The organism is Variovorax rhizosphaerae, from assembly GCF_037889975.1.
Classification (GTDB): Bacteria; Pseudomonadota; Gammaproteobacteria; order Burkholderiales; family Burkholderiaceae_C; genus Variovorax; species Variovorax rhizosphaerae.
Genome location: NZ_JBBKZT010000010.1, coordinates 129,344 through 151,690, shown reverse-complemented (window position 1 = coordinate 151,690; position 22,347 = coordinate 129,344). Strand labels below are relative to the sequence as shown.

Annotated in this window: 17 protein-coding genes; 13 read left to right on the top strand and 4 right to left on the bottom strand. The window is 67.7% G+C overall.

All coding sequences use genetic code 11. The annotated features are described in order from the left end of the window. Positions 1-46: 46 nt before the first annotated feature. Both WKW82_RS22005 and WKW82_RS22000 read right to left on the bottom strand, forming a co-directional pair. Positions 47-2,863, bottom strand: coding sequence for a TIR domain-containing protein (locus WKW82_RS22005; RefSeq protein ID WP_340344472.1), 2,817 nt, complete (start codon positions 2,861-2,863; stop codon positions 47-49). 113 nt (positions 2,864-2,976) lie between these two features. Further along, the gene (locus WKW82_RS22000) at positions 2,977-3,165 is read right to left on the bottom strand and encodes a DUF2970 domain-containing protein (protein ID WP_340344471.1); all 189 of its coding nucleotides are present in this window, start codon (positions 3,163-3,165) and stop codon (positions 2,977-2,979) included. Between the two features lie 72 nt (positions 3,166-3,237). Here WKW82_RS22000 and WKW82_RS21995 point away from each other — a divergent pair, with 72 nt between their 5' ends. The 8 genes from WKW82_RS21995 to WKW82_RS21960 all read left to right on the top strand — a co-directional run bounded on the left by WKW82_RS21995 (position 3,238) and on the right by WKW82_RS21960 (position 11,020). Continuing rightward, complete coding sequence (locus tag WKW82_RS21995; RefSeq protein ID WP_340344470.1) at positions 3,238-3,387, top strand: hypothetical protein; 150 nt, start codon at positions 3,238-3,240, stop codon at positions 3,385-3,387. Positions 3,388-3,517: 130 nt separating this feature from the next. After that, the gene (locus WKW82_RS21990; RefSeq protein WP_340344469.1) at positions 3,518-4,189 is read left to right on the top strand and encodes a Crp/Fnr family transcriptional regulator; all 672 of its coding nucleotides are present in this window, start codon (positions 3,518-3,520) and stop codon (positions 4,187-4,189) included. A gap of 98 nt (positions 4,190-4,287) precedes the next feature. Then, positions 4,288-7,479 carry a bifunctional cytochrome P450/NADPH--P450 reductase gene (locus tag WKW82_RS21985; RefSeq protein ID WP_340344468.1) on the top strand — a complete coding sequence of 1,064 codons (3,192 nt, stop codon included), beginning with the start codon at positions 4,288-4,290 and terminating at the stop codon, positions 7,477-7,479. 77 nt (positions 7,480-7,556) lie between these two features. Further along, entirely contained in the window at positions 7,557-8,075 is a 519-nt protein-coding gene (locus tag WKW82_RS21980; protein ID WP_340344467.1) for a hypothetical protein, read from the top strand. 697 nt (positions 8,076-8,772) lie between these two features. Then, positions 8,773-8,898, top strand: a complete 126-nt coding sequence (locus WKW82_RS21975; protein WP_340344466.1) for a hypothetical protein — start codon at positions 8,773-8,775, stop codon at positions 8,896-8,898. Positions 8,899-8,917: 19 nt separating this feature from the next. After that, positions 8,918-9,712, top strand: a complete 795-nt coding sequence (locus WKW82_RS21970) for an alpha/beta fold hydrolase (protein WP_340344464.1) — start codon at positions 8,918-8,920, stop codon at positions 9,710-9,712. 319 nt (positions 9,713-10,031) lie between these two features. Continuing rightward, positions 10,032-10,301 carry a hypothetical protein gene (locus WKW82_RS21965; protein ID WP_340344463.1) on the top strand — a complete coding sequence of 90 codons (270 nt, stop codon included), beginning with the start codon at positions 10,032-10,034 and terminating at the stop codon, positions 10,299-10,301. 344 nt (positions 10,302-10,645) lie between these two features. After that, positions 10,646-11,020, top strand: a complete 375-nt coding sequence (locus tag WKW82_RS21960) for a hypothetical protein (RefSeq protein WP_340344462.1) — start codon at positions 10,646-10,648, stop codon at positions 11,018-11,020. A gap of 438 nt (positions 11,021-11,458) precedes the next feature. Here the strand turns inward: WKW82_RS21960 and WKW82_RS21955 are convergent, their stop codons facing one another. Together WKW82_RS21955 and WKW82_RS21950 are read right to left on the bottom strand one after the other, a co-directional pair. Beyond that, positions 11,459-12,094 (bottom strand): dioxygenase family protein, encoded by a 636-nt coding sequence (locus tag WKW82_RS21955; protein WP_340344461.1) that lies wholly within the window; start codon positions 12,092-12,094, stop codon positions 11,459-11,461. A 232-nt stretch (positions 12,095-12,326) separates the two neighbouring features. Continuing rightward, positions 12,327-12,776 (bottom strand): hypothetical protein, encoded by a 450-nt coding sequence (locus WKW82_RS21950; protein ID WP_340344460.1) that lies wholly within the window; start codon positions 12,774-12,776, stop codon positions 12,327-12,329. A gap of 231 nt (positions 12,777-13,007) precedes the next feature. Here WKW82_RS21950 and tssK point away from each other — a divergent pair, with 231 nt between their 5' ends. From tssK to WKW82_RS21925, 5 genes are all read left to right on the top strand, one after another. Continuing rightward, positions 13,008-14,339, top strand: coding sequence for a type VI secretion system baseplate subunit TssK (gene tssK, locus WKW82_RS21945; RefSeq protein ID WP_340344459.1), 1,332 nt, complete (start codon positions 13,008-13,010; stop codon positions 14,337-14,339). Positions 14,340-14,544: 205 nt separating this feature from the next. Beyond that, positions 14,545-15,873: a DotU family type VI secretion system protein gene (locus WKW82_RS21940; protein ID WP_340344458.1), complete on the top strand. Its 1,329-nt coding sequence runs from the start codon at positions 14,545-14,547 to the stop codon at positions 15,871-15,873. After that, positions 15,870-19,472 (top strand): type VI secretion system membrane subunit TssM, encoded by a 3,603-nt coding sequence (tssM, locus tag WKW82_RS21935; protein ID WP_340344457.1) that lies wholly within the window; start codon positions 15,870-15,872, stop codon positions 19,470-19,472. Before WKW82_RS21940 ends, tssM begins: the two co-directional genes overlap by 4 nt. Positions 19,473-19,596: 124 nt before the next feature. Beyond that, positions 19,597-20,211 carry a type VI secretion system-associated protein TagF gene (tagF, locus tag WKW82_RS21930; RefSeq protein ID WP_340344628.1) on the top strand — a complete coding sequence of 205 codons (615 nt, stop codon included), beginning with the start codon at positions 19,597-19,599 and terminating at the stop codon, positions 20,209-20,211. A 154-nt stretch (positions 20,212-20,365) separates the two neighbouring features. Then, on the top strand, positions 20,366-22,312 hold the full coding sequence (locus WKW82_RS21925) for a protein kinase domain-containing protein (protein WP_340344456.1): 1,947 nt from the start codon (positions 20,366-20,368) through the stop codon (positions 22,310-22,312). Positions 22,313-22,347 lie beyond the last annotated feature (35 nt).

Here is a 22,347-nt window from a genome sequence, read left to right as displayed (position 1 = left end):
GGACGGAGGCGGCAGCGCGGGGATGTCAGCACCAATCGTGCCTGTCTCATCCCTTTGACAAGGGCATATGGAAAAGCGACCGGCTCGCCGGTCCGGCGCATTGGGGTGCCGCGCCAGCGCCGGGCGTGTCGTCGGCCGGGACGGGCAATCCGGGGCATTGGCAGGTGTAGGCCAGCTCCGGCGAGATCCAGTCGCGCCATTCCTTCGGACTCATGTTGCGCGCGAGCTTGGCGCAGAGCTCGTCCGCCCAGGCCCTCGGGGCGGGCCAGAGGTGCACCGTCGATCCGGCGCCCACGACGAGGCGGCCATCGGGACTGAAGGCCATTTGCCCCGCGCCGCCCTGGCCTGCGCTGCCGAAGGGGACGCCGATCGGCTGGCCGGTCCGGGCATTCCACAACCAGGCGCCCCGGCTGTCGCCCGAGACGAGCCAGTCGCCATCGGCGGACCAGTCCAGTCCGGAGATCGAGGCTTCCAGGCTCACCAGCGGATCGCCGAGCGGGTCGCCGACCGGCTGCCGGCTGCGCACATCCAGAATGCGCAACATGCCGCCGATGCTGCCCGACGCAATGCGTGCGCCATCCGGGCTGAAGGCGACGGCGGTGACCCCGCTCTTGTGCCCGGTCTTCAGGGGCTCGCCCATCGCCTGCCCGGTCGCGCCATCCCAGAGCCGCAACTCGGTATCGTTCTGGGCGGACGTGACGACCACCTTGTAGCGCGGGCTGTACGCGAGGCCGTTGACCCAGCCCTGGTGGCCGTCGACCATCCCTCTCGGCCGTTCGTCGAGCGTGACGTCCCAGACGCGCACGCCGCTGTAGCTGCTGTAGATGACGTGCTGGTTGTCGATGCCGAAGCTCAGCGCGCTCGGCGTGTCGACGGTCTCGAGGGCCTTGCCGATCGGACGGCCGGATTCGGCGTCCCACAGCCGCAGGGTATGGTCACCCCCGCTCGACACGAGCCGGGTGCCGTCGCGGCTGTACGCGACGCTCGTCACAGGCCGCTCGTGCCCGGCCAGGGGCGGCTCGATGGGCTGGCGCGTCTGCAGGTTCCAGCGATGCACAAGCTTGTCCGCGCCGCCGGCCGCCAAGCTGCGGCCGTCCGGGCTGAACGCGATGCTCGTCACGCCATCCTTGGGCGTGGCCAGCGACGCGCCCAGCGGCTGGCCGTCCGCGGCATCCCACAAGCGGATGCTGTTGTCGCCGCCGACCGAGAGCAGCCGTGACCCATCGGCGCTGAAGGCCACGCCCAGCACCCCGAGCTGGTGGCCTTCGAGGGGTGGTGCGACAGTCTTCCAGGCCGAGGTATCCCACAGTTGGATGGTGTTGTCGCCACGGCCCAGCGCCGCGCGCGTGCCATCGACGTTGAGGGCGATGCTGTACATCCTCTTCGCCCCGGACGGGTGCGGATCGCCGAGCTTCTCGACGGTGTTCGCGTCCCACAACTGCAAGCTTCCTTCGCCGCCCGCCGAGACGATCCGTGTGCCATCCCGGCTGAAGGCGATGCCAATGACGTCCGCCGTATGCCCCTTGTGCGGCTCACCAATCTGCTCGCCGCTGGCCACCGACCACAGCCGCAGCATCCCGTCGGTCGATCCGGTGGCCATGCGGCGGCGGTCGGGGCTGATCGCGATCACTGTCGCGCGCGGGGATTGCCATTCGGCCGGCATGGCCACGGGTTGGCCGGTGCGCGGGTTCCAGGCCCGCAGGCTGCCGTCCGGCTGGTGGTGCGATATCGCGACGGTGCCATCCGCGTTGCACAGCACGCTGACGACCCATCCCTTGTTCGGCCCCTTCATCGGCGCCCCGATCGCCTTCCCGGTCGCGGTGTCCCAGGCCCGGATGCTCATGTCGGTGCTGCCCGACACGGCGGTCTGGCCGTCGCCGCACCAGGCCAGGCCGGTGATGCCGCCCTCGTGCTTGCCTTGGGTGGTGGCGGCCACCGCGAGCGTGCCCGGATCCCGGAACCGCACCATGCCGTCGGCACCGCCGGACGCCATGCGCTGGCCGTCGGGGCTGAAGGCCACCACCGTCTGCGGTGCCGGACTCATCACCAGCCGGATCAGGCCCGGGCGGCGCAACAGCCCCGCCTGCAAGCCGCCAAAGGTTGCGGCACTCGGCGCGATACGGTGTGCAGCGAGCAACTCCAGCAGTGCACGTTCGTCGCCACCAAGTTGCTGCTTTGCCAGCCGGGCCTGCGCCTGCGAGACCAGCCCCAGCGACAGCGCCCGACGCAGTTCCGCGCGTGCCCGCTCGGCACTCTCCGATGCGCTCCAGGTCGCAAAGCCGAGCAGGATGCTGAGCCCGGCCAGCAGGACGCCGACGCCGCGCACCACCCAGCGCCAGCCGACGTTCGCCTTGGTGTGGGTCGGCGCGGTGGCCAAGCGCTCGATCACCGCCTCGGTCGCCATGCCGCTCTCGACGGCATCGGCGCTTTCGTCGAGCCAGATGCGGTCCTGGAACTGCAACCACGCCTGCGCGTCCGTGGACAAGGCCGGGTCGAGCAGGGAACCGTCGACGCTGATCGGAATGATCGGCCGCGTGGGATGCCGGCTGCGAAACGCCTCGACTTCCTTGCGGACCCATCGCGGTGCCGCCAGCGTGCCGCGGTTGGCGATCACCACCAGGATCCGCGAGCGATGCAGGGCCGTGCGCAGGCTGCTGTCCAGCTCGCTGCCGGGCGGCGCCTCGTCCTCGCTGAAGAACACCGTGAAGTCGCGCTCGCGCAGCCGTCGGGCCAGGTCGGAGGCATAGCTCTGCGTTCCCCTGGGCGCCGGACCGAGCGCAAAGGAGATGAACACGTCGAAGCCGAAGACACGGGAGGCGAAGCTGCGCCTGGGCAAGCTGGCTTGCCGGGCGGGCGGCTTCATGGTCCGGGCCTCGAGGTGGGGTTCACAGTCCTCGCAGTACAGCGCAATCCCTGCGCGAGTTCAACCTGCGCAGGGGGCTTCCAATGTGCGCACCGGTGAGCGCTGTTGGAGCGCTACCCCGCTGCGACGAACCGCGCGAGCGCGACGAGGCCGCCCACCAGCAGCAGCACCAGCACCAGCGCGACGCCGACCAGCGTCAGGATGCCGACGTCCTCCGTGCGCGCATCAGCGTCGGCGCGACGGCCACCGAGCCCGATGAAGCTCCACAGGACGGCACGAACGGAACGGGGAAGGAATGACATGCATCTGAATATCGCGCGATTGCACACAAGAAAACAGATGCAGATCGCGGTGGATTCTGCGTATCAGTTGACATGGTGGCGCCCGTCCCCGCGACCGATCACCACGATTGGACTCCCTGCGACATCCCGGTCAGCACGCCAGCGCCATTCACCGCCACCATGAAGTCGGAGATCGCGATGCCAGCACGCATGATGACGGTCGCCGGGCTCGAAGTGCAGTAAGTCGTTGGTTCGCGGGCGCGCGCGGCGCTTGCGCGCCCGGCGGGAAGCGGCGGCTTTTTACAGCGATCCTTGCGGGCGCCGGGGGCGCGATGATGCAAACTCGGGCGGCGTCATTCCCGCGCCTTCCCCCATGAACGTCTTCGCCGAAAACCCGTGGTTCAAGGCCCTGCCCCCGGCCGAGGCCGAGGCGCTGCTGGCCGCTGCCACGCCGCGGCACCTGGCGGCGGGCGAATTCCTGTTCCAGCAGGGCGACCCGGTCGACTCGCCCACCGGCGGCTTCTTCGGGCTGGCCAGCGGCCTGCTCAAGCTGTGCATCCTCCACCCCGATGGCAACGAGGCGATCCTGACCATCATCGAGCCCGGCAACTGGATCGGCGAGCTGGCCGTGATCGAAGGCGCGCCGCGTGGCAACACGGCGATCGCAGTGCTGGACACGGACGTGCTGGTCGTCAGCCCGGACAAGTTCAACCTCTTGATGCAGCGCCCCGCCTTCAGCCATGCGGTCGCGGTGCTGTTGGCGGCGCGCCTGCGCCTGGCCTCCGGGCTGATGGGCGACTCGGGTCTGCAGAGCACGCACGAGCGAATCGTGCGTCGCCTGGTCCTGCTGGCGCGCGGCGACATGACCGAGAGCACCGAGCAGCGCAGCGTGATCAGCACCTCGCAGGACACCCTGGCCATGATGATCGGCATCAGCCGGCCCACGCTCAACAAGGAACTCCAGGTGCTGGTCAAGCAGGGCGCCATCGCCGTGCGATACGGGCGCATCGAGATACTGGACATGGAAATGCTGCAGGGGAGGTAGTCGCGCGTGTTGCTGTCACGCGCGCAGAGGCATCCTAAAATAGCCTTAGTCGTTCTTTTAATGCATTTGGTTTGCAAAATCCCTCTAGGAGACCTTCAATGAAAAACAAGCGCCCCGGCTCCACCGTCGTCCCGCAACCACCGATGAAGCTCCTGCTAGGGAACCTCGGCGAGCTCGATTCCAAGGCCCCCATCCAGAGCATGATGCGCCTGGCCCGCGAGTACGGACCGATCTACAAGCTCACGCTCGCCGGCAAGGACGTGCACGTCATCAGCTCGCAGGAGCTGGTCAATGAACTCTGCGATGAGTCGCGCTTCGTCAAGCGCATCAGCGGCCCGCTCAAGGAGATCCGTGCTTTCGCCGGGGACGGACTTTTCACCGCCTACAACAGCGAGGAGAACTGGGCCAAGGCGCACCGCCTGCTGATGCCCGCCTTCGGGCCGCTCGGCGTGCGCTCGATGTTCGACCGGATGGTGGACATCGCCGACCAGATGTTCGTCAAGTGGGAGCGCTTCGGCCCCTCGACGGCCATCGACGTGGTCGACAACATGACCCGCCTCACGCTGGACACCATCGCGCTGTGCGCCTTCGACATCCGTTTCAACAGCTTCTACCAGAACGAGATGCATCCCTTCGTGTCGGCGATGACCGGCGCGCTGGAAGAGGCGGGCATGCGCGGCCGGCGGCCGAACATGGTCTCGGGCCTGATGGTCGCGACCAAGCGCCGCTACGAGGCCGACCAGGCGTTGCTGGCCCAGGTGGCCGACCAGGTCATCGTCGAGCGTCGTGCCGACCCGAAGGGCCTGGAGAAGAAGGACCTGCTCAACGTCATGATGAACGGCGTCGACCCGGTCACCGGCGCGAAGCTGTCGGACGAGAACATCCGCTACCAGCTGGTCACCTTCCTGATCGCCGGCCATGAGACCACCAGCGGCCTGCTGTCCTTCGCCTGCCACCTGCTGCTGGCCAACCCGCATGTGATGCTGAAGGCGCAGGCCATCGTCGACGAGGTGCTGGGCAACAACCATCCGCGCGTGGAAGACCTGGCCAAGCTGCGCTACATCGAGCAGATCCTGCAGGAGTCGCTGCGCCTGTGGCCCACCGCGCCGGCCTTCTCGCTCAAGCCGATCAAGGACACGCAGCTGGGCGGCCAGTACGCGCTCAGCTCGCACGACACGGCCCTGGTGCTGGCGCCGATGCTGCACCGCGACCAGGCGGTGTGGGGCGACGATGCCGAGGAGTTCAAGCCCGAGCGCTTTGCGCCGGAGTCGGCAGAGAAGCTGCCGCCCAATGCCTGGAAGCCCTTCGGCAACGGCGTGCGCGCCTGCATCGGCCGGACCTTCGCGATGCAGGAAGCGCAGATCGTGCTGGCCATGATGCTGCAGCGCTTCGACATCGTGCAGAACGATCCGGGCTACCAGCTCGAGGTCGCCGAAACGCTGACCATCAAGCCGCACGGCCTGATGATGCGTGCGCGCGCCCGTGGTACCGGCCTCACGATGCGCAGCGCGCTGCCGTCCGTGACGCAAGGTGCGCGCAAGGACAAGGTCGAGGAAGTGCAATTGCAGGACGATGCGCCGCGACTGGTGGTGCTCTACGGCAGCAACACCGGTTCTTGCGAGATGTTCGCGCGGCGCATTGCCGCCGACGCGCCACGGCAAGGCTATGCCGCCACCGTGGCCGAGATGGACGACTTCGTCGGCACGCTGGCGGCGGACATGACGGTCATCGTCGTCACCGCCTCCTACGAAGGCCAGGCGCCGGACAACGGGAAGAAGTTCCTTTCCTGGGTGGAGTCGCGCAAGGCCGGCGAGCTGGCGGGCCTGCGCTATGCGGTGTTCGGCTGCGGCAACCGCCAATGGGCGCGCACCTACCAGGCCATCCCCAAGCGCATTGACGCGGCCTTCGCTGCGGCCGGCGGCAAGGAACTGCGCGAGCGTGGCGAGACCGATGCGGGCGGCGACTTCTTCGGCGCCTTCGATGCCTGGTACGACACGCTCTGGACCGACGTCGGCCAGGCCCTCGGCCGCACCGTGGCCGAGAAGGCAGCGGCGCCCACCTTCGACGTGGAGATCCTCGCCTCCGGCCGCGAGCGCGCCCTGCAACTGCACGAACTCGAACAGGGCGTGATCGTCGAGAACCGCGAACTGGTGAACATATCGCACCCCGGCGCGCGTTCCAAGCGCCACCTGCAGATCGCGCTGCCCGAGGGCATGCGCTACAAGGCCGGCGACTACCTGTCGGTGCTGCCGCGCAACCCCGAGGCCATCGTCGCGCGGGCGCTCAAGCGCTTCGGCCTGGCCAGCGACACGCAGATCGTCATCCACCGGCAAGCGGGCGCGGCCGCCACGCTGCCGGGTGACTACCCGGTGGCTGCATATGACGTGCTGTCGGGCTATGTGGAACTGGCACAGCCCGTCACCCGCGCGCAGGTCGCACAACTGGCCGAGGCCACGCCATGCCCACCCGAACGCAAGGAACTGGAACGGCTCGCGGCCGAGGACGTGTATGAAAGCGAAGTGCTGGGCAAGCGCGTGAGCCTGCTGGAACTGCTCGAACGCGCTCAGTCCTGCGACATCGGCTTTGCGCGCTTCCTCGGCATGCTGCCGACGCTGCGCCCGCGCCAATATTCGATCTCGTCGTCACCGCTGGCCAACGAGGCCGAGGCCAGCCTGACCGTCGCCTTGCTCGACGTGCCGGCCATGTCGGGCCAGGGCCGCTTCGAAGGCGTTGCGTCCTCGTACCTGGCGCGACTGCAGCCGGGCGACCGCCTCTCGGTGGCGGTGCGGCCCTCGCAGTCGGGCTTCCATCCGCCGGCGGACCCGCGCACGCCCGTGGTCATGGTCTGCGCCGGCACCGGCGTCGCGCCCTTCCGCGGATTCCTGCAGGAGCGTGCCGCGCAGAAGGCCGCCGGTCGCGAGGTGGGCCGGGCGCTGTTGTTCTTCGGCGTGGACGATCCGGATGTCGACTACCTCTACCGCGACCAGTTCGCCAAGTGGGAGGCCGCGGGCGTCGTGGAGATGCGGCCGGCCTTCTCGGCCAAGCCCGAGGGCGAGGTGATGTTCGTGCAGCACCGCGTGTGGCAGGACCGCATCGAGATCGGCAACCTGTTCATGGAAGGCGCGCAGTTCTATGTCTGCGGCGACGGCAAGCGCATGGCCCCTGCGGTGCGCGAGACCTTCCTGAAGATGTACCAGCGCGCGACCAAGAGCGACGACGCGACCGCCAACGAATGGGCCGATCGGATGGAGCATGAGCATGGGCGGTATGTTTCGGATGTGTTTGCGTAACGGACAAAAGGTCTGGATGGAGTCCTCGATGAGCCGCAACGTCCAGCACTCAGGAGGGATTGCAAGTGGGATTTCATGTGTCATGGCTCATCGTCCGCGGCAAGCGACCTGCCGAACTGCGGGCGCAGTTCGGCTTTTTTGAAACGGGCAAACGCGAGTTCGTTCCGGAATCGGATGTCACCGAGGCGCTTCTTCCTTCGGGATGGCACTTGATCTTCTTCAATGACGCCTCGCCGCCGGAGATCGGTGACGAAGCCTTGTGCCGGATCTCCAGGGGTGCCGAAGCCATGGCGTTTGTCGTCGAGGAGGCTTCCATGGTTTCCCTGGCGAGGGGGTACGCCGGGGGCAAGCGCATATGGGAAGTGCTCCACGACTCGAACGAGGGGTTGGAGCACCTTGCGGTCTCAGGAGAACCGCCAAAGTCTTTCCCGGCGATCCGGGATCGATTGCTCAACGAGCTGAGGGCAGACCAGGACCCTTGCGACTACTTGTTCGATGTGCCCGCCGACCTGAGCAAAGCCGAGGCCGGTTTCCGTCACGATGAAGACATCGAAGGAGTTGAAGGCGACGCTTTCGCGATCCTGGAGCGGTCGTAGCGAGCAAAGGAGCCGTTCGCGGTGAAGGCTGACGATGTCATCGTTCAACAGGGCGAGAGTGGTTGGTCAACCATCGGGATTCTTGCCATCGATTCCTGATCTGACGGAACGGCAACGGCCATGGCCTGACGTACGAATCGGTTCCCGACAAGCCAACCATCGAATCCCACCGGCGGGCACCTGTCCTGGCTTGGCATGCGCCAATCAGCCTAGAAAAAGCAGTTGGATGCGCCCGAGTGCGCCGCGATCGGCGTGCCAGGCAAGGCGCGAGAACGCGGCGGGCTCGTGCCCGCAAGGCCGAGCAACGCCGCATGGCGCGTCGAGCGCGGTGCAATCGGGTGCATAGCGCTCTCACCTCGGCGGCGAACGTGATCGAAGGCGGAAGTTTCAGGCTCCATGCTGCTTTTCCAAAGGTTGAGCGCGGTCAACTGCTTTTTCTAGGATCAATGCAGGCAGCTTCAGCCACGGCTGGGAGCGGATCGGAAGCGAGCCGGCGTCCAGGGAGTCGGGAGGTTCCTGGGGCAAGTTCGCGTGCTTCGGAGAAAGCGCTGATTTGCTGCTGGAATGGACGGGCCGCTTTCGTTCATCGCGGATACCTTGCTGTTGCCGCGCACGCTTTCCGAAGCGGAGTGACGCGAGGAAGCATGCAGTTGGTGAATACTTGGCACCACATGAAACCAGCGGAGGAAGACTCGAGATGCACACCCTGAATGCACAACTGAACAACACCACGGAACGCGAACGACCGCGTCCGCAGCCCGGCTCGCCGATGGATGCGACACGCGGCGGCACGCCGGTCCGCGCCCTTCACATCAATCCCTGAGCGCACGGAGGACCGCCACATGTCACTCATCGTCCAAGGCGTCGACGTCTTCGTCAGCGACACCGGCCAGGGGGAGCCCATCCTGTTCCTCCACGGCAACCCCGACAGCGCGGAAGTCTGGAGCGGCGTGATCGCGCGGCTCCAGGATCGCTTCCGTTGCATCGCCATCGATCTCCCCGGCTTCGGGCGCAGCAAGGCCCCGGACGACTTCGACTATTCCGTCGAGAATCTCGGTCGATTCGTCAACGGCGTGCTGGAAGGCCTCGGCATCGACGGACCCATCCACCTTGTCGCCCACGACTTCGGCGGAGCGTTCGCAACGTCCTTCGCGATTGCGCATCCGGACAGGATCCGCCGGCTGGTCGTCATCAACCACATGTTCTACATTGCCGACTACAAGTGGCACTTCTGGGCGCGGATCTGGCGCACGCCGCTCATCGGCGAGCTGAGCATGCGGACCATGACCTGGCCGACCTTCCGCTGGTCGCTCAGGCTGGGCTCCAAACGTCTTTCGGATGAGCAGATCCGGCATGCCTGGGGCTTCTTCACGCCGACGGTCAGGCGCAACGTATTGAAGCTCTATCGGGCTGTCGGCCCGGCGGAGTTCAAGGCGTGGGAGCCCCGCATGCGTGTGGCGACGGCGAAGATTCCGACGCTGGTGATGTGGGGGCTGCACGACCCCTATATCCCGGCCTGGATCGCGCAACGGTTCGGAACGACCCAGGTGGCGTCCTTCCAGGAGTCGGGGCATTGGGCGCCGGCGGAGGTGCCGGAATTGGTGTCAGCCGAGCTGTTGAAATTCCTGCGGCCGTGAACGTCGTTCCGCCGGTGCTTCCGACAGGTGCATCAGTCCGCTGTGCGGGCGACGGAAGGCCGGTGGTTGTCGGCTCGTTGAATGTCATGGTTTCTTCCCACTAAATCGGCCGGCAGTTGGCGGTGCTGTCGCGCACGAATGCCCGGATCCTGGTCAGCTCGCGGTTCATCATCGCAACCCAGTCGCCGATCGTGCAAAGCTCCGCGCTGCGCGCAGGGCCGAGCGCGCTCGCGGCGGGTACATTGCAGGGCCCATCAACATCAAGGAAGGATCGTCGGCAGTGTCAATGACGGTATCGCAACGTCCCCGGAGACGCGAAGTGACGGCCAGCCGTTACCGCGGATTCGCCTTCGCCGGATGCGTCGTGCTCGGCGCATTTGCTGCACGGGCCATGTCGCACGAATGGCTTCCCTGGGCCTTCCTGCTGGGCGTGCTCGTCGCGCTCTTGCTCGGCGCCATGGCGGTCGTTCGCGAGAGAACCCGACCGGCCGCCGTGGCCCGGCCCAGCATGCTCTGGTGGTGGTTCCTGCTGGTCTCCGCGTGCTTCATCGGCTTGGGCGTCGGCATGCTCTGGCTGGCCTCCACGTAGCGGTCGCGCGACGCGTGAGCTTTCCTGGAGTGAGGCGCGGATCGGCTTCCGAGTGGCTTCTGCCTGACAAGCATGGCAATTTGAGCGATCCCAAGCAGCCCCGCGTGCGGATCTCGACCTCGCGCCAGATGTCGAGAACAACCCGGGCGGCGGCAGCCGGATCGTGGTGCCTGAAGGCGTCAAGGGGCGCGCGTTCCTGCTCGACTTGATCTGGTGGGCGCCGTTCGACAGGACGTGGATCGGCCTGCTGGAGGTGCCCCGGGCGTAGCTCGACCGGCCGGTCAAGATCGTGCGCCGAGGCCGTTGCAGAATGACTGCCCAACCATCAAAAAAGGGATGCAGACATGAGCACAGCGCAAAGGGTTCTTCTCATCGGTTTCGATCCGTCCGTCGTGGACTACAGCAAGTGGCCGGGCTTGACGCCGGAGAAGCTGTACGCCGCCTTCGATGCGGATGCGGCGAGTTTCAGGGAGGCCGGTTTCGAGTCGCAGGTCTGTCTGGTGGACCTGGGGGCGATGGCGGAGGAATCGGTGCGCAAGGTGCTCGCTGCGCAGACCTTCGACGTGGTGCTGATCGGTGCGGGTGTGCGGACTTCGGTGGATCACTTCCTGCTCTTCGAGAAGCTGGTGAATGCGGTGCACCAGCATGCCGGCAAGGCGCGCATCTGCTTCAACACCGGGCCGACGGATTCGGTGGCTGCGGTCCAGCGTTGGGTTTGAGCGCGGGTCGGTGGCTGCCTAGGTCGTGCCCCGCTTGCCGCGACCTGGGCACGGTCCTTGACCCTCATGCGACTTCGCCTTCAACCGCATAACTGCGTTGGCTCGCCTTGCCGTGCTACAGCACTGTCTGCGGCTCTCCGCCTTGTTCTGCGATTGAATGCAAAGCCGTCACGAGGTGCCGCGCCGGCGACCCGCTACGCCTGCGCGGGCATGAAGCAGTCGAGATGCCATTCCCCCGGGCACACCCTTCAACCGAGAAAAAGCAGTTGACCGCGCTGAATCACTAGACACGCAGCATGGACTTTGACGCTTCTGACTTCGATCACGTTCACCGCCGAGGTGAAAGCGCCATGCACCCGATTGCGCTGCGCTCGACGCGTGCAAGGTGCAAGTGCACTCGCCTCGTTTGAGATCCGACGCCGGTCATGGCAAGTGGGTTCAAGCTGCCACGGAGATCGGAAAGTTCGCCTTCCACCCGTCCGCCGCTCGGTCGAAGGGCACGGTGATGGCCGCGCGGGCCTCCTCGGACAGGCTGCGCCAGAGGAAGTCGCGCGCATTGCCCGGCGCGCCGGCAACGTAAAGCTGCGTGGTCAGCAGTTCGCGCGTGCCGAGCTTGACCTTGACATGGATGTGCGGCGAGCGGCCCGAATAGGCCACCGGGCGGATCGTGCGAAACCGGTAGCGGCCCTGCGCATCGACGGCGACCTTGCCGAAGCCCTGGAACGCGCGGTCGGCGCGGTCGCCATCGCCGGGGTGGTGGTAATGGCCCTGCGCGTCACATTGCCAGATCTCCACCAGCGCGCCGGCGAGCGGTCGGCCGTCCAGGTCGGTGACGGTGCCATCGACCCAGGTCGGTTCGGCGGCGGCATAGGTCAGCGTGCCATTGCGCAGCAGGTCGTTGTCAGCGTCGGCCGGCAAGGTCAGCGGGTAGAACGGGCCTTCGGTCTGCGCGGGTGTCGCGCGCCGCGCGGCCGGGGCTTGGGCGCGGGCGCCGAGCCACAGGGCGGGCAGGGCGACGAGCGCGGCGGAAACGGCGCGCCGTGGCAGGCCGCGGGGGTGGTGCGTGGGGTTCATCGTGCTGAGAGTCGATGGCGTGGTGTCGCGTTCCTTGCGTGGGTCCTTCCGGTGTGTTCGGGCGGCGGCTGGGGTCAATTCAGGTTTCCATGCCGCTGGCGCGTCTTCCGGGACGCATGAACCCAAGGCCGGCAATGCCTGTTCGTGGGCACCCGCGGAACCGGCTTTGCCGGGCCGCTGGGTGCGCCCCCTTGAGGGGGTGCGCCGCAGGCGCTGCGGGGGTGGGTTCATTTCAGCCCGCATCCTTGCCCGGCGCAGGGTCGATGGCAAGCCCGTTTTCTTCACCCCATGCGCGCAAGGCCTTCTCGGTCTCCGCGGCTTCGAAGTCGTACCAGGCTTGCAGCAAGCCCTTGCGCTCGAGCAGGTCCTTGAACCTTCCGTAGGCGCCGCGCCTGCGGAAGAAGTCGTGGACGATGTGCGCCGATGCGCCGAGATGTTCATCGACGAACGCGAACACAAGCTGTTGCCCGAGACCGAGTTCACGCTTGTCCGGAACGGCGATGTAGACGCTGCCGTCTTCGATGTCCTCGGGCAACGGGTCGAAATCGGCCGCACTGGACCACAGGTGCACAGCGCCTGTCTCCCGCGAAACGTAGGCCGCTTCATCGCCGGCCACGTCCATGCTGGTGCACAGGAGCGCATCCAGCAGATCGTCAAGGTTGACGGTAACGCCTGGTTTCATGGCTTGATCGGCTCCGGAGGGGTGTAGCGAAACGTGGAGAAATTTTCGGGTTTGCCGCGCCGGATGAAAAGGCCCGCACACCATCCCTCCAAGCCCATGAAGCGGGTTCTCCCGCTAGTGCCTTCGCACTAGTCCCCCTCCGCCCCGCTAAGCCGTTAGCCAGATTTGCCGCCCCGCCCAAGCGTCGGACACTGCGGACTTCTGGCAACCCCTGCCGGTGACGGAGCGCGGATGAGTTGGCGAACAAAAGTGGTTTGGAGCGAGGGGATGCTGTTGCAGCCCCAGCACCTTCAGCAGAGCGAGCGCCACGCAGACCATGCCCGGCACCTGCTGCTGCGCACCACCACGCCCTATGCCTGGGGGTTCGCTGAACTGGAAATCGATGCGGCTGCGCTCACGCTCGGCAAGCTCGCGCTCGTGCGCGCGGTGGGCGTGTTCGGCGACGGCACCGTGTTCGACATGCCGGCCATCGACCCGCTGCCCGAACCCATCGACATCCCGCCGACGATGCGCGAGGAGGCCGTGGTGCTGGCCCTGCCGCTGCGCCGCGCGGGCGCGCGCGAGGCCGATGCCGAAGGCTACGAGGACCTGGTGCGGCACCGCGTGCTGGAGGTGGACGTGCCCGACTCCAACACCTCCGGCGACCGCACCGCCACCGTGCAACTCGGCGCGCTGCACACGCGCCTCATGCGCGCGAGCGACACCACCGATGCCTGGACCACGATCAACGTCGCCCGTGTGACGGAGCGTCGCGTGGACAACCAGGTGCAGCTCGACCGCGCGCTGATCCCGCCGCTGCTCGACGTGGCGGGCCATGCGGTGGTGCGCTCGTGGCTCGATGAATTGCTGGGCCTGTTGCGCCAGCGCGGCGAGGCGCTGGCGGGGCGCATGTCGCAGGGCGGCACGGGTGGCGTGTCGGAGATCGCGGACTTCCTGCTGCTGCAGACGGTGAATCGCAACGAGCCGCTGTTCGCGCACCTGGCGCGCAGCGCGATGCTGCACCCCCAGCACTTCTTCGAGCAGGCGCTGGCGCTGGCCGGCGACCTGGCGACCTTCCGCGATTCGCGCCGCGTGGCGCGCTTCGGGCCGTACATCCATGACGACCTGGCGGTGAGCTTCCGGCCGGTGATGGACGACCTGCGGCGCAGCCTGTCGATGGTGCTGGAGCAGTCGGCCATCCGCATCGACCTGCACGACCGCGGGCGCGGCGTGCAGGTGGCGATGATCCCGGACGTGGAACTGCAGCGCAACGCGACCTTCGTGCTGGCGGTGCTGTCGAACATGCCGAGCGAGGCGCTGCGCGCGCGCTTCCCGCTGCAGGTGAAGATCGGCCCGGTCGAGCGCATCCGCGACCTGGTCACGCTGGCGCTGCCTGGCGTGGCGCTGCTGCCGATGCCGGTGGCGCCGCGGCAGATTCCGTTCCACACGGGTGCCAACTATTTCGAGCTGGAGACGCGCAACAGCGACCTGTGGCGGCAGCTCGAGAAGTCGGGTGGCGTCGCGATGCACATCGCGGGCGACTTCCCCGGCCTGGACATGGCGTTCTGGGCCATCCGGTCATGACGCGCTCCCCGGCTCTGCGGCACCTCGTGTCGCTCCTCCCATCGCCTGCCGGGGGCCACACCAACGGTCCGGCCAGGCCGTTGCTCGCCTCCGGGCGCTGCGCACGGCGTGCGCCATTCCACCCCCTGCATCGGGGGCAACACCTGTGGCCCGGAAAAGCCGGTTCCGAGGTGTTCCATGAACAGACACATCGGCGCTGAACATCATGTCCACTCCTGATCCGTTCGCCGCGTTCGAATCGGAGCGCACGGTCATCAAGCCGAAGCCACGCTTGCCGGGGCAGATGCCTTCGTCACCGTCGGGCGGTGGTGGTGGAGGTGGCGGTGGCGGCGATGCGCCGGCGGGCGACATCGGCGAGCTCGCGCTGCTCAACCCGCTGGTCTCCGCCGCCGGCAAGCTGCTGGCACTGATGTCGCGGCTGCGCACGCTGGTGCACGCGCCCAACGTGCCGGCGCTGCGGGCTTCGACGGCAGAGGCGGTCAACCAGTTCGATGCGTCGGCGCGGCGCGCGGGCGTGTCGAACGAAGCGGTGCTGGCCTCGCGCTACGTCCTCTGCACCGCGTTGGACGAAGCCGTGGCCAACACGCCCTGGGGCGCGCAGGCCGGCTGGAACAAGCAGGGCCTCTTGATCCAGTTCCACAACGAGGCGGTCGGTGGCGAGAAGGTGTTCCAGCTGCTGGCCAAGCTGGCGCAGGACGTGCCCAAGCACCGCCAGTTGCTGGAACTCATCTACTGCGTGCTGGGACTCGGCTTCGAGGGCCGCTACCGCATCGTCGAGAACGGTCGCGCGCAGCTCGACACCGTGCGTGCGCGGCTGGCCGAGCTCATCAAGAAGGACCGGCCGCCGCTGGAAGCCAACCTGTCGCCGCATTGGCGCGGGCAGGGCGGGGGCACGACGAAGTTGCGGCATGCCTTGCCGCTATGGGTGTTCGGGGCGGCGTTTGCGCTGCTGCTGGCACTGGTCTGGTTCGGCCTGCGCATCTCGCTCAACAACCGCTCGGACAGCACCTATGCCGCCGTCTCCGCGCTGCGCGTGCCCAATGTGCAGATCGCACCGCCGGCCATCCTGGCGAAGGCGCCACGGCTCGCCAAGTTCCTGGAGCCGGAGGTGAAGCAGGGGCTGGTCACGGTCACCGACGAGGCCGATCGCAGCACGGTGCGATTGCGCGGCGATTCCTTCTTCGGCTCCGGCAGCGCCGACCCGATGCCGCAGTCGCTGCCGGTACTCAAACGCATCGGCGATGCGCTGGCCGAGGTCAAGGGCGAGGTGCTGATCACCGGCCATTCCGACAACCAGCCGATCCGCTCGCTGCGCTTCCCGAGCAACTGGCACCTGTCAGCCGCGCGTGCCGATGCGGTGAAGGCCGCGCTGGCGGCGCAGGTCGATCCGGCCCGCATGCGCTCCGACGGCAAGGCCGATCAGGAACCCGTCGCACCCAATGACACGCCCGCCAACCGCGCCCGCAACCGGCGCGTGGAGATCGTGCTGCTCACCCCCAACCCCGGCACGGTGAAGGCGGAGGTGAAGCCATGAAGAAGATCTTCGGCTGGATCTTCAATCCAGTGCTGCTCACGATCCTGGCGCTCATCATCGTCGGCGTGCTGATCTGGTGGGTGGGGCCGTTGGTGCGCATCGGTTCGCTGGCACCGCTGGAGCCGGAGCGGTGGCGCTGGGTGACCATCGGCGTCATCGTCTTCATCGTGCTGTTGCGCGCGGTGCTGCGGCGCTGGCGCGCGCGGAAGGCGAGCGCGGCGCTGACCCAGGGCCTGATGCAGGCGCCCGCCGCGGCCGCGGCCGAGCCCGGCAGCGCCGAGCAGAAGATCCTCGACACCCGCTTCAGCGATGCGGTGGCCACGCTCAAGCAGATGCGCCTGCATGCGGCCGGCAAGAAGCCGGGGCTGCGCGACTGGCTGTCGATCTCGGGCGGCAGCTATCTCTACGACCTGCCCTGGTACGTGTTCATCGGCGCGCCGGGTGCGGGCAAGACGACGGCGCTGGTCAATTCCGGGCTGTCCTTTCCGCTGGCCGACAAGTTCGGGCCGGGCGCGATCAAGGGCGTGGGCGGCACGCGCAACTGCGACTGGTGGTTCACCGACGAGGCCGTGCTCATCGACACGGCTGGCCGCTACACCACGCAGGACAGCCACCAGTCCGAGGACAAGGGTGCATGGGAAGGCTTCCTCGGCCTGCTGAAGAAGGTGCGTCCCCGCAGGCCATTGAACGGCGTGTTCCTCACCGTGAGTGTGCAGGACCTGCTGAGCCAGGACACCGAGGCGCGCAGCACGCTGGCCGCATCGATCCGTGCCCGCCTGCTGGAACTCGACGGCAAGCTCACGACGCGCCTGCCGGTGTATGTGCTGGTGACGAAGAGCGACCTGCTCTACGGCTTCACCGAATACTTCGCCGACCTGGGCAAGGAGCAGCGCGCGCAGGTGTTCGGCTTCACGCTGCCGCCCGATGAAGGCGGGCAGCTCGCGGAACACGGCGTGGGCCTCGCGTTCCAGCGCGAGTTCGGCCTGCTGCACGACCGCATCAACAACGGCCTCATCGACCGCATGCAGCAGGAGTCCGATGGCACCAAGCGTGCGGCGATCTTCGGCTTCCCGGCGCAGTTCGCATCGGTCGGCCCGCTGCTGCAGGATTTGCTCGACCAGGTCTTCACCGGCTCGCGATTCGCGCAGCCGCCCTGGGTGCGTGGCGTGTACTTCACCAGCGGCACGCAGGAGGGCAGCCCGATCGATCGCGTCATGGGCAGCCTGGCTCGCAACTTCGGGCTGGAGCGCGCGATGCTGCCGCCGCAGAAGAGCAGCGGGCGCAGCTACTTCCTCACCACCCTGCTGAAGGAGGTGGTGTTCCCCGAACAGCGCCTGGCCGGTGCCGACGTGAAGCTGGAGCGCCGCCGCAACACGCTGCGACTGGCGGCGGTCTCGGCCATGACGCTGGTCACGTTGGGCCTGCTGGCGGCATGGGGCTACAGCACCTGGCGGAACGTCGAATACCTGAAGTCCGTGGATGCGCGCATCGACCCCGCGAAAAAGACCCTGGCCGCGGTGCCCTCGCGCGTGCAGAACCTCATCGAGGTGGCGCCGGTGCTGCAGGGCCTGCGCAACATCTGGGAGACGCAGGAGAACAACAACGGCAATGCGCCGCTGTCGATGGGACTCGGTCTCTACCAGGGCGACAAGCTCGATGCGGCCGCCAACCTCGCGCACCAGCGCGCGCTCAACGAGGTCTTCCTGCCGCAACTGGCCAAGCGCATCGAGGACCAGCTTCGCACCGCGCAGAAGGACAACCTCGAGTTCACCTACGAGGCGCTCAAGACCTACCTCATGCTGCACCAGCCCGATCGCTTCGATGCCGATGCGCTCAAGGCCTGGATTACGCTGGACTGGAGCCGCAACATCGACCGCGGCGTGGCGGAGGACCAGCGCAAGTTGCTGGAAGACCAACTCGACGTGCTCATCGCCCAAGGCCCGCCGCGCTCGCCGCTCAAGATGGACGAGAACCTGGTGCGCAACGTGCGCGCCTTGCTGGCGAGCTATCCGCTGGAGCAGCGCGTGTTCAGCCGGCTCAAGCGCAAGCGCATCGGCAAGGACATCCCGGACTTCAGCCCGGCCAATGCCGCCGGCCCCTCGGGCCCGCTGGTGCTGGAGCGCGTCAGCGGCAAGCCATTGACCGAAGGCGTGCCGGGCATGTTCACCTACGACGGCTATCACAAGCGCTTCCAGTCCGAGGTCACGGTGCAGACCGCGCTGCTCGCGAGCGAAGACCCGTGGGTGCTGGGCCTGAACCGCAGCGCGGCCGACGTCGCGCGCGACACGGCCGGGCTCGGCGCGCTGACCGACCGCGTGCGCCGTCTCTACCTGGAGGAATACAACAAGGTCTGGGACGCGCTGGTGGCCGATGTGCGCGTGGTGCGCGGCAGTGGGCTCGACAAGAACATCGAGACCTCGCGCATCCTGTCGAACAAGCCTTCGCCGCTGGTGCTGTTCCTCACTGCGGTGGTCAAGGAGACCACGCTGATCCCGCCCGAGGCCAGCAAGGACGTCCTCACCAAGGCGACCGACACCGTGCGCAACACGCGCAAGGGACTGGAAGACCTGTTCGGCGGCGGTGACCCCAAGCAGCAGCAAGTGGCGGCGGGCAAGCGCATCGAGAGCATCGTCGACGACCACTTCGAGCCGCTGCGCAAGTTCGTGCTGCCGGCCACGCCCGGCGGCCCGGCGCCCATCGATGACGCGGTGAAGATGTTCGGCGACGTCAACACCTACCTCACCGCCGTGGATGCCGCGGTCAAGAACCGCACCGCGCCGCCGTCCGGTGATGCGGTGGCCGCCATCAAGGCGCCGGCTGCGCGCCTGCCGGAGCCGGTGCGATCGATGGTCGAGAACCTGAGCCAGTCGGGCGCCGTGCAGGCCCGCGCCGCGGAGATCGGCAACCTCGCGCTGGACCTCAAGCCCGTCACCGACTTCTGCGTGCGTGCCATCGCCGGGCGCTACCCCTTCGTGCAGGCCAGCAAGCGCGATGTGCTGCCCGATGACTTCGGCACCTTCTTCGGACCGGGCGGGCTGATGGACGACTTCTTCCAGAAGCGTCTGCTGGCCATCGTCGACACCAGCACCAAGCCCTGGCGCTACAAGCCGGTGGCCGAGCGTCCGGCGGTGAGTGCGGCCTCGCTGGCGCAGTTCGAGCGGGCCGCGCGCATCCGCGACATCTTCTTCCGCGCCGGCGGCAAGGGTCCGTCGATGCGGCTGGATTTCAAGCCGGTGGAAATGGACGCGAGCATCACGCAGTTCACGCTCGATGTGGATGGGCAACTCGTCAAGTACGCGCACGGTCCGGTGGTGCCGATGGCGATCCAGTGGCCGGGGCCCAAGGGCAGCAACACGGTGCGCATCGAGGTCAGCCCGCCCTCGGCCAGCGGTCCGTCCGGCATGGCGGTCGATGGACCATGGGCGCTGTTCCGTGCGCTCGACGACGGCCAGCTTGCCGCGGGCGATGCGCCGGAGAAATTCTTCATCACCTTCCAGATCGGCGCACGCACTGCGCGCTTCGAGGTGACGACCAACAGCGTGCAGCATCCGATCCGCTTGAAGGAGCTGCGCGAGTTCCAATGCCCGGAGGGCCTGTAGTCATGACGCTCCCCCTCAGGATCCGCGCATTTCGTGTCGCTCCTCCAACCCCCTGCCGGGGGCAACACCAACGGCCCGGCGAAGCCGGTTCCGCGGTGTTTCCCGAAGGGGAGACCCAGTGAGCATGGCGATGGCTGCGACAAGTCCTCCGGGCTGGTTCGGCAAGTTGCCGGGCATCGGCGACTTCGCGCACCGGCGCTGGCCTGATGACTTTCTCGCGCAGTGGGACGACTGGCTGCAGCAGGGCTTGATGCACCTGCGCGAGCGGCATGAGGCGGATTGGGTCGAGCGATACCTCGAAGGGCCGCTGTGGTTCTTCCTGCTGGGCGAGGGCATTGCCAGCGAGAAGGCGTGGATCGGGGTGCTGATGCCGTCGGTCGACAGTGTCGGCCGGTACTTCCCCTTCACGATCGCGGCGGAACTCGACACGCCGGGCGGCCTGTCCGAGGACGAGGCCAGCGTGCGGATGCGCAAGTGGTGGTCACTTGCTGCACAGGCTGCGCTGGAAGGTCTTGAGAAGGACCTTGACGCGACGGGCTTCGATGCTGCGTTGACGCGCCTCTTCGGCACCGAGGTGCCGGTGCCGGAAACGGCCCAGCCGGTGCGCGTGCCACGCTCGGGCCAGTCGAGCTGGTGCTGTGACCCGGATGCCTACGACGTGTTGCCGATGATCGTGCACGAGCTGCCGCAGGGCGACAGGTTCGATGTGCTGTTCGGCTTCGAGGCGGAGGCCGCCTGAATGAAACCCACCCCCGCAGCGCCTGCGGCGCACCCCCTCAAGGGGGCGCACCCAGCGGCCCGGCAAAGCCGGTTCCGCGGGTGCTCACGAACGGGCATTGCGCGCCCGGATGTCATGCGGCGCGGGTCACGCGCCAGCGTCATGGAAAACTGACATGAGCGACGAGACGGTACGCCCCGGCGACGATGCGGATGACCGCACGCAGGTCGTGACCGGCCCGAAGCTGAGCAACCCCAGCGCTCCGCAAGACCCCACCATCGTCGTGCCGCCCGCCGGATCGGCACCGATCGACAAGGACATCACCACCATCCCACCTGTCGACCGCGCCCACGCGCCGCCGGCCACGCAAGATGCCGGCGTGCTCTCGGCCGGCGCGCGCATTGCCGACTTCGAGGTGAAGCGCCTCATCGGCCAGGGCGGTTTCGGCGCGGTCTACGAGGTGTGGGACCACAAGCTCGAACGCGTCGCCGCCATCAAGGAATACCTGCCGATGCAACTGTCCACGCGGCAACTGGACGGCAGCGTGGCGCCGCAGTCGGAACGGCAGCGCGAGACCTTCGACGAGGGCATGAGCAAGTTCCTGGAAGAAGCCCGGCTGCTGGCCAAGTTCGACCATCCGTCGCTGCTCAAGGTCATCGACTACCTGCGTGACCGCGGCACCGCCTACATGGTCATGCCGCTCTATCGCGGCGACACGTTGCGCCAGGCGCTGCGCGACACGCCGGGCGGCGTCGACGAGGCCTGGCTGCTGCGCATCCTCGACGGCGTGACGCAGGCGCTGGCCGTGATGCACAACGCGCAGTGCTTCCATCGCGACATCGCGCCGGACAACATCATGCTGCTCGAAGGCTCGGGCCGGCCAGTGGTGCTGGACTTCGGCGCCGCGCGCCGCGTCATCAGCGACATGACGCATGCCATCACCGTGATCCTGAAGCCGGGTTACGCGCCGATCGAGCAGTACGCCGACATGCCCGACATGACGCAGGGCGCGTGGACCGACGTGTATGCGCTGGCCGGCGTGATGCATGTCGCGGTCACCGGCCGCGCACCGCCGCCCTCGGTGGCACGGCTGCTGTCCGACAGCTACGTGCCGCTGGTCGACAACGAGCAGCTGCGCCAGCGCTACAGCGTGCAGTTGCTGTCGACCATCGATGCCGGCCTGGCCGTGCGGCCAGAACAACGGCCGCAGTCGATGGCGGAGTTGCGCGCGATGTTGGGGCTGGATGGTGCGCAGACGGTGATGCCGGCGGCCGGCTGGCAGTCGCCGACGCCATCGACGCCGCCTTCGCCCCCCAGCCGGCCGGTGCCGCCGGGCACCACGCCCGCGCCGATGCCCGCGTCGGCGGTGCCCGCGCCCTCGGGCGGCAGCGGCAAGGCGATCGCGGTCGCATCGGTGCTGGGGCTCGCCGTGCTGGGTGGCGGTGGCTGGTGGTGGTGGTCGCAACAAAGTGCGAGCGGCAAGGCAGGCGACGTCACGACCGCAGCGGCCCCTCCACCGGGCGGCACCAGCGCCACGCCGGAACCCGCGCCGCCGCCACCTCCACCACCGCCCCCGCCGCCGCCTCCGCCTCCGCCGCCACCCCCACCGGTCACGCCGCTGGAGTCCCTGCGATCGATGGCCGCCGGCGCCGCGCCCGGCTTCGACGTGACGGCCACGCCGAAGAATGCCGTTGTGCTGATCGGCAAGGACAAGCTGTCCTTCGACGTGCGCAGCAGGCGCGACGGCTATGCCTACGTCTTCCTGCTGTCCACCGACGGCGGCATGTACCAGTTGTTCCCCAACCTGCTCGACAAGTACAACAAGGTCTCGGCCGGCACCCCCATCACCTTGCCGCGCGCGTCGTGGCCGATGGATGCGGGCGGGCCGGCCGGGACCGACCATTTCGCGGTGCTGGTGAGCCAGTACGAGCGTGAGTTCAGCGGCACCGGCATCCAGACCGACGGTGTGTTTCCCAAGTTCCCGTTGCCGGTGCTCGCCGCGCTGGAAGCGGCTCGCGGCAGCGGACCGCCACCCCTGCTCGGCCACCCGATCTGTCCGCCGCCGAGCACCACCTGCAACGACGTCTATGGCGTCGGGCTTTTCCAAATCACCGAGAAGTAATCGTCTGCAGAGTGTCGGCCCGTGGTCAGGAACCC

Bases quoted from the DNA above. Each gene is read 5' to 3' on its own strand.
- WKW82_RS21955 (WP_340344461.1), bottom strand. From the start codon at position 12,094: ATGAACCCCACGCACCACCCCCGCGGCCTGCCACGGCGCGCCGTTTCC.
- WKW82_RS21960 (WP_340344462.1), top strand. From the start codon at position 10,646: ATGAGCACAGCGCAAAGGGTTCTTCTCATCGGTTTCGATCCGTCCGTC.
- WKW82_RS21970 (WP_340344464.1), top strand. From the start codon at position 8,918: ATGTCACTCATCGTCCAAGGCGTCGACGTCTTCGTCAGCGACACCGGC.
- tagF (WP_340344628.1), top strand. From the start codon at position 19,597: ATGGCGATGGCTGCGACAAGTCCTCCGGGCTGGTTCGGCAAGTTGCCG.
- WKW82_RS21985 (WP_340344468.1), top strand. From the start codon at position 4,288: ATGAAAAACAAGCGCCCCGGCTCCACCGTCGTCCCGCAACCACCGATG.
- WKW82_RS21925 (WP_340344456.1), top strand. From the start codon at position 20,366: ATGAGCGACGAGACGGTACGCCCCGGCGACGATGCGGATGACCGCACG.
- WKW82_RS21995 (WP_340344470.1), top strand. From the start codon at position 3,238: ATGGTGGCGCCCGTCCCCGCGACCGATCACCACGATTGGACTCCCTGC.
- WKW82_RS21975 (WP_340344466.1), top strand. From the start codon at position 8,773: ATGCACACCCTGAATGCACAACTGAACAACACCACGGAACGCGAACGA.
- WKW82_RS22005 (WP_340344472.1), bottom strand. From the start codon at position 2,863: ATGAAGCCGCCCGCCCGGCAAGCCAGCTTGCCCAGGCGCAGCTTCGCC.
- WKW82_RS21990 (WP_340344469.1), top strand. From the start codon at position 3,518: ATGAACGTCTTCGCCGAAAACCCGTGGTTCAAGGCCCTGCCCCCGGCC.
- WKW82_RS21950 (WP_340344460.1), bottom strand. From the start codon at position 12,776: ATGAAACCAGGCGTTACCGTCAACCTTGACGATCTGCTGGATGCGCTC.
- tssM (WP_340344457.1), top strand. From the start codon at position 15,870: ATGAAGAAGATCTTCGGCTGGATCTTCAATCCAGTGCTGCTCACGATC.
- tssK (WP_340344459.1), top strand. From the start codon at position 13,008: ATGAGTTGGCGAACAAAAGTGGTTTGGAGCGAGGGGATGCTGTTGCAG.
- WKW82_RS21940 (WP_340344458.1), top strand. From the start codon at position 14,545: ATGTCCACTCCTGATCCGTTCGCCGCGTTCGAATCGGAGCGCACGGTC.
- WKW82_RS22000 (WP_340344471.1), bottom strand. From the start codon at position 3,165: ATGTCATTCCTTCCCCGTTCCGTTCGTGCCGTCCTGTGGAGCTTCATC.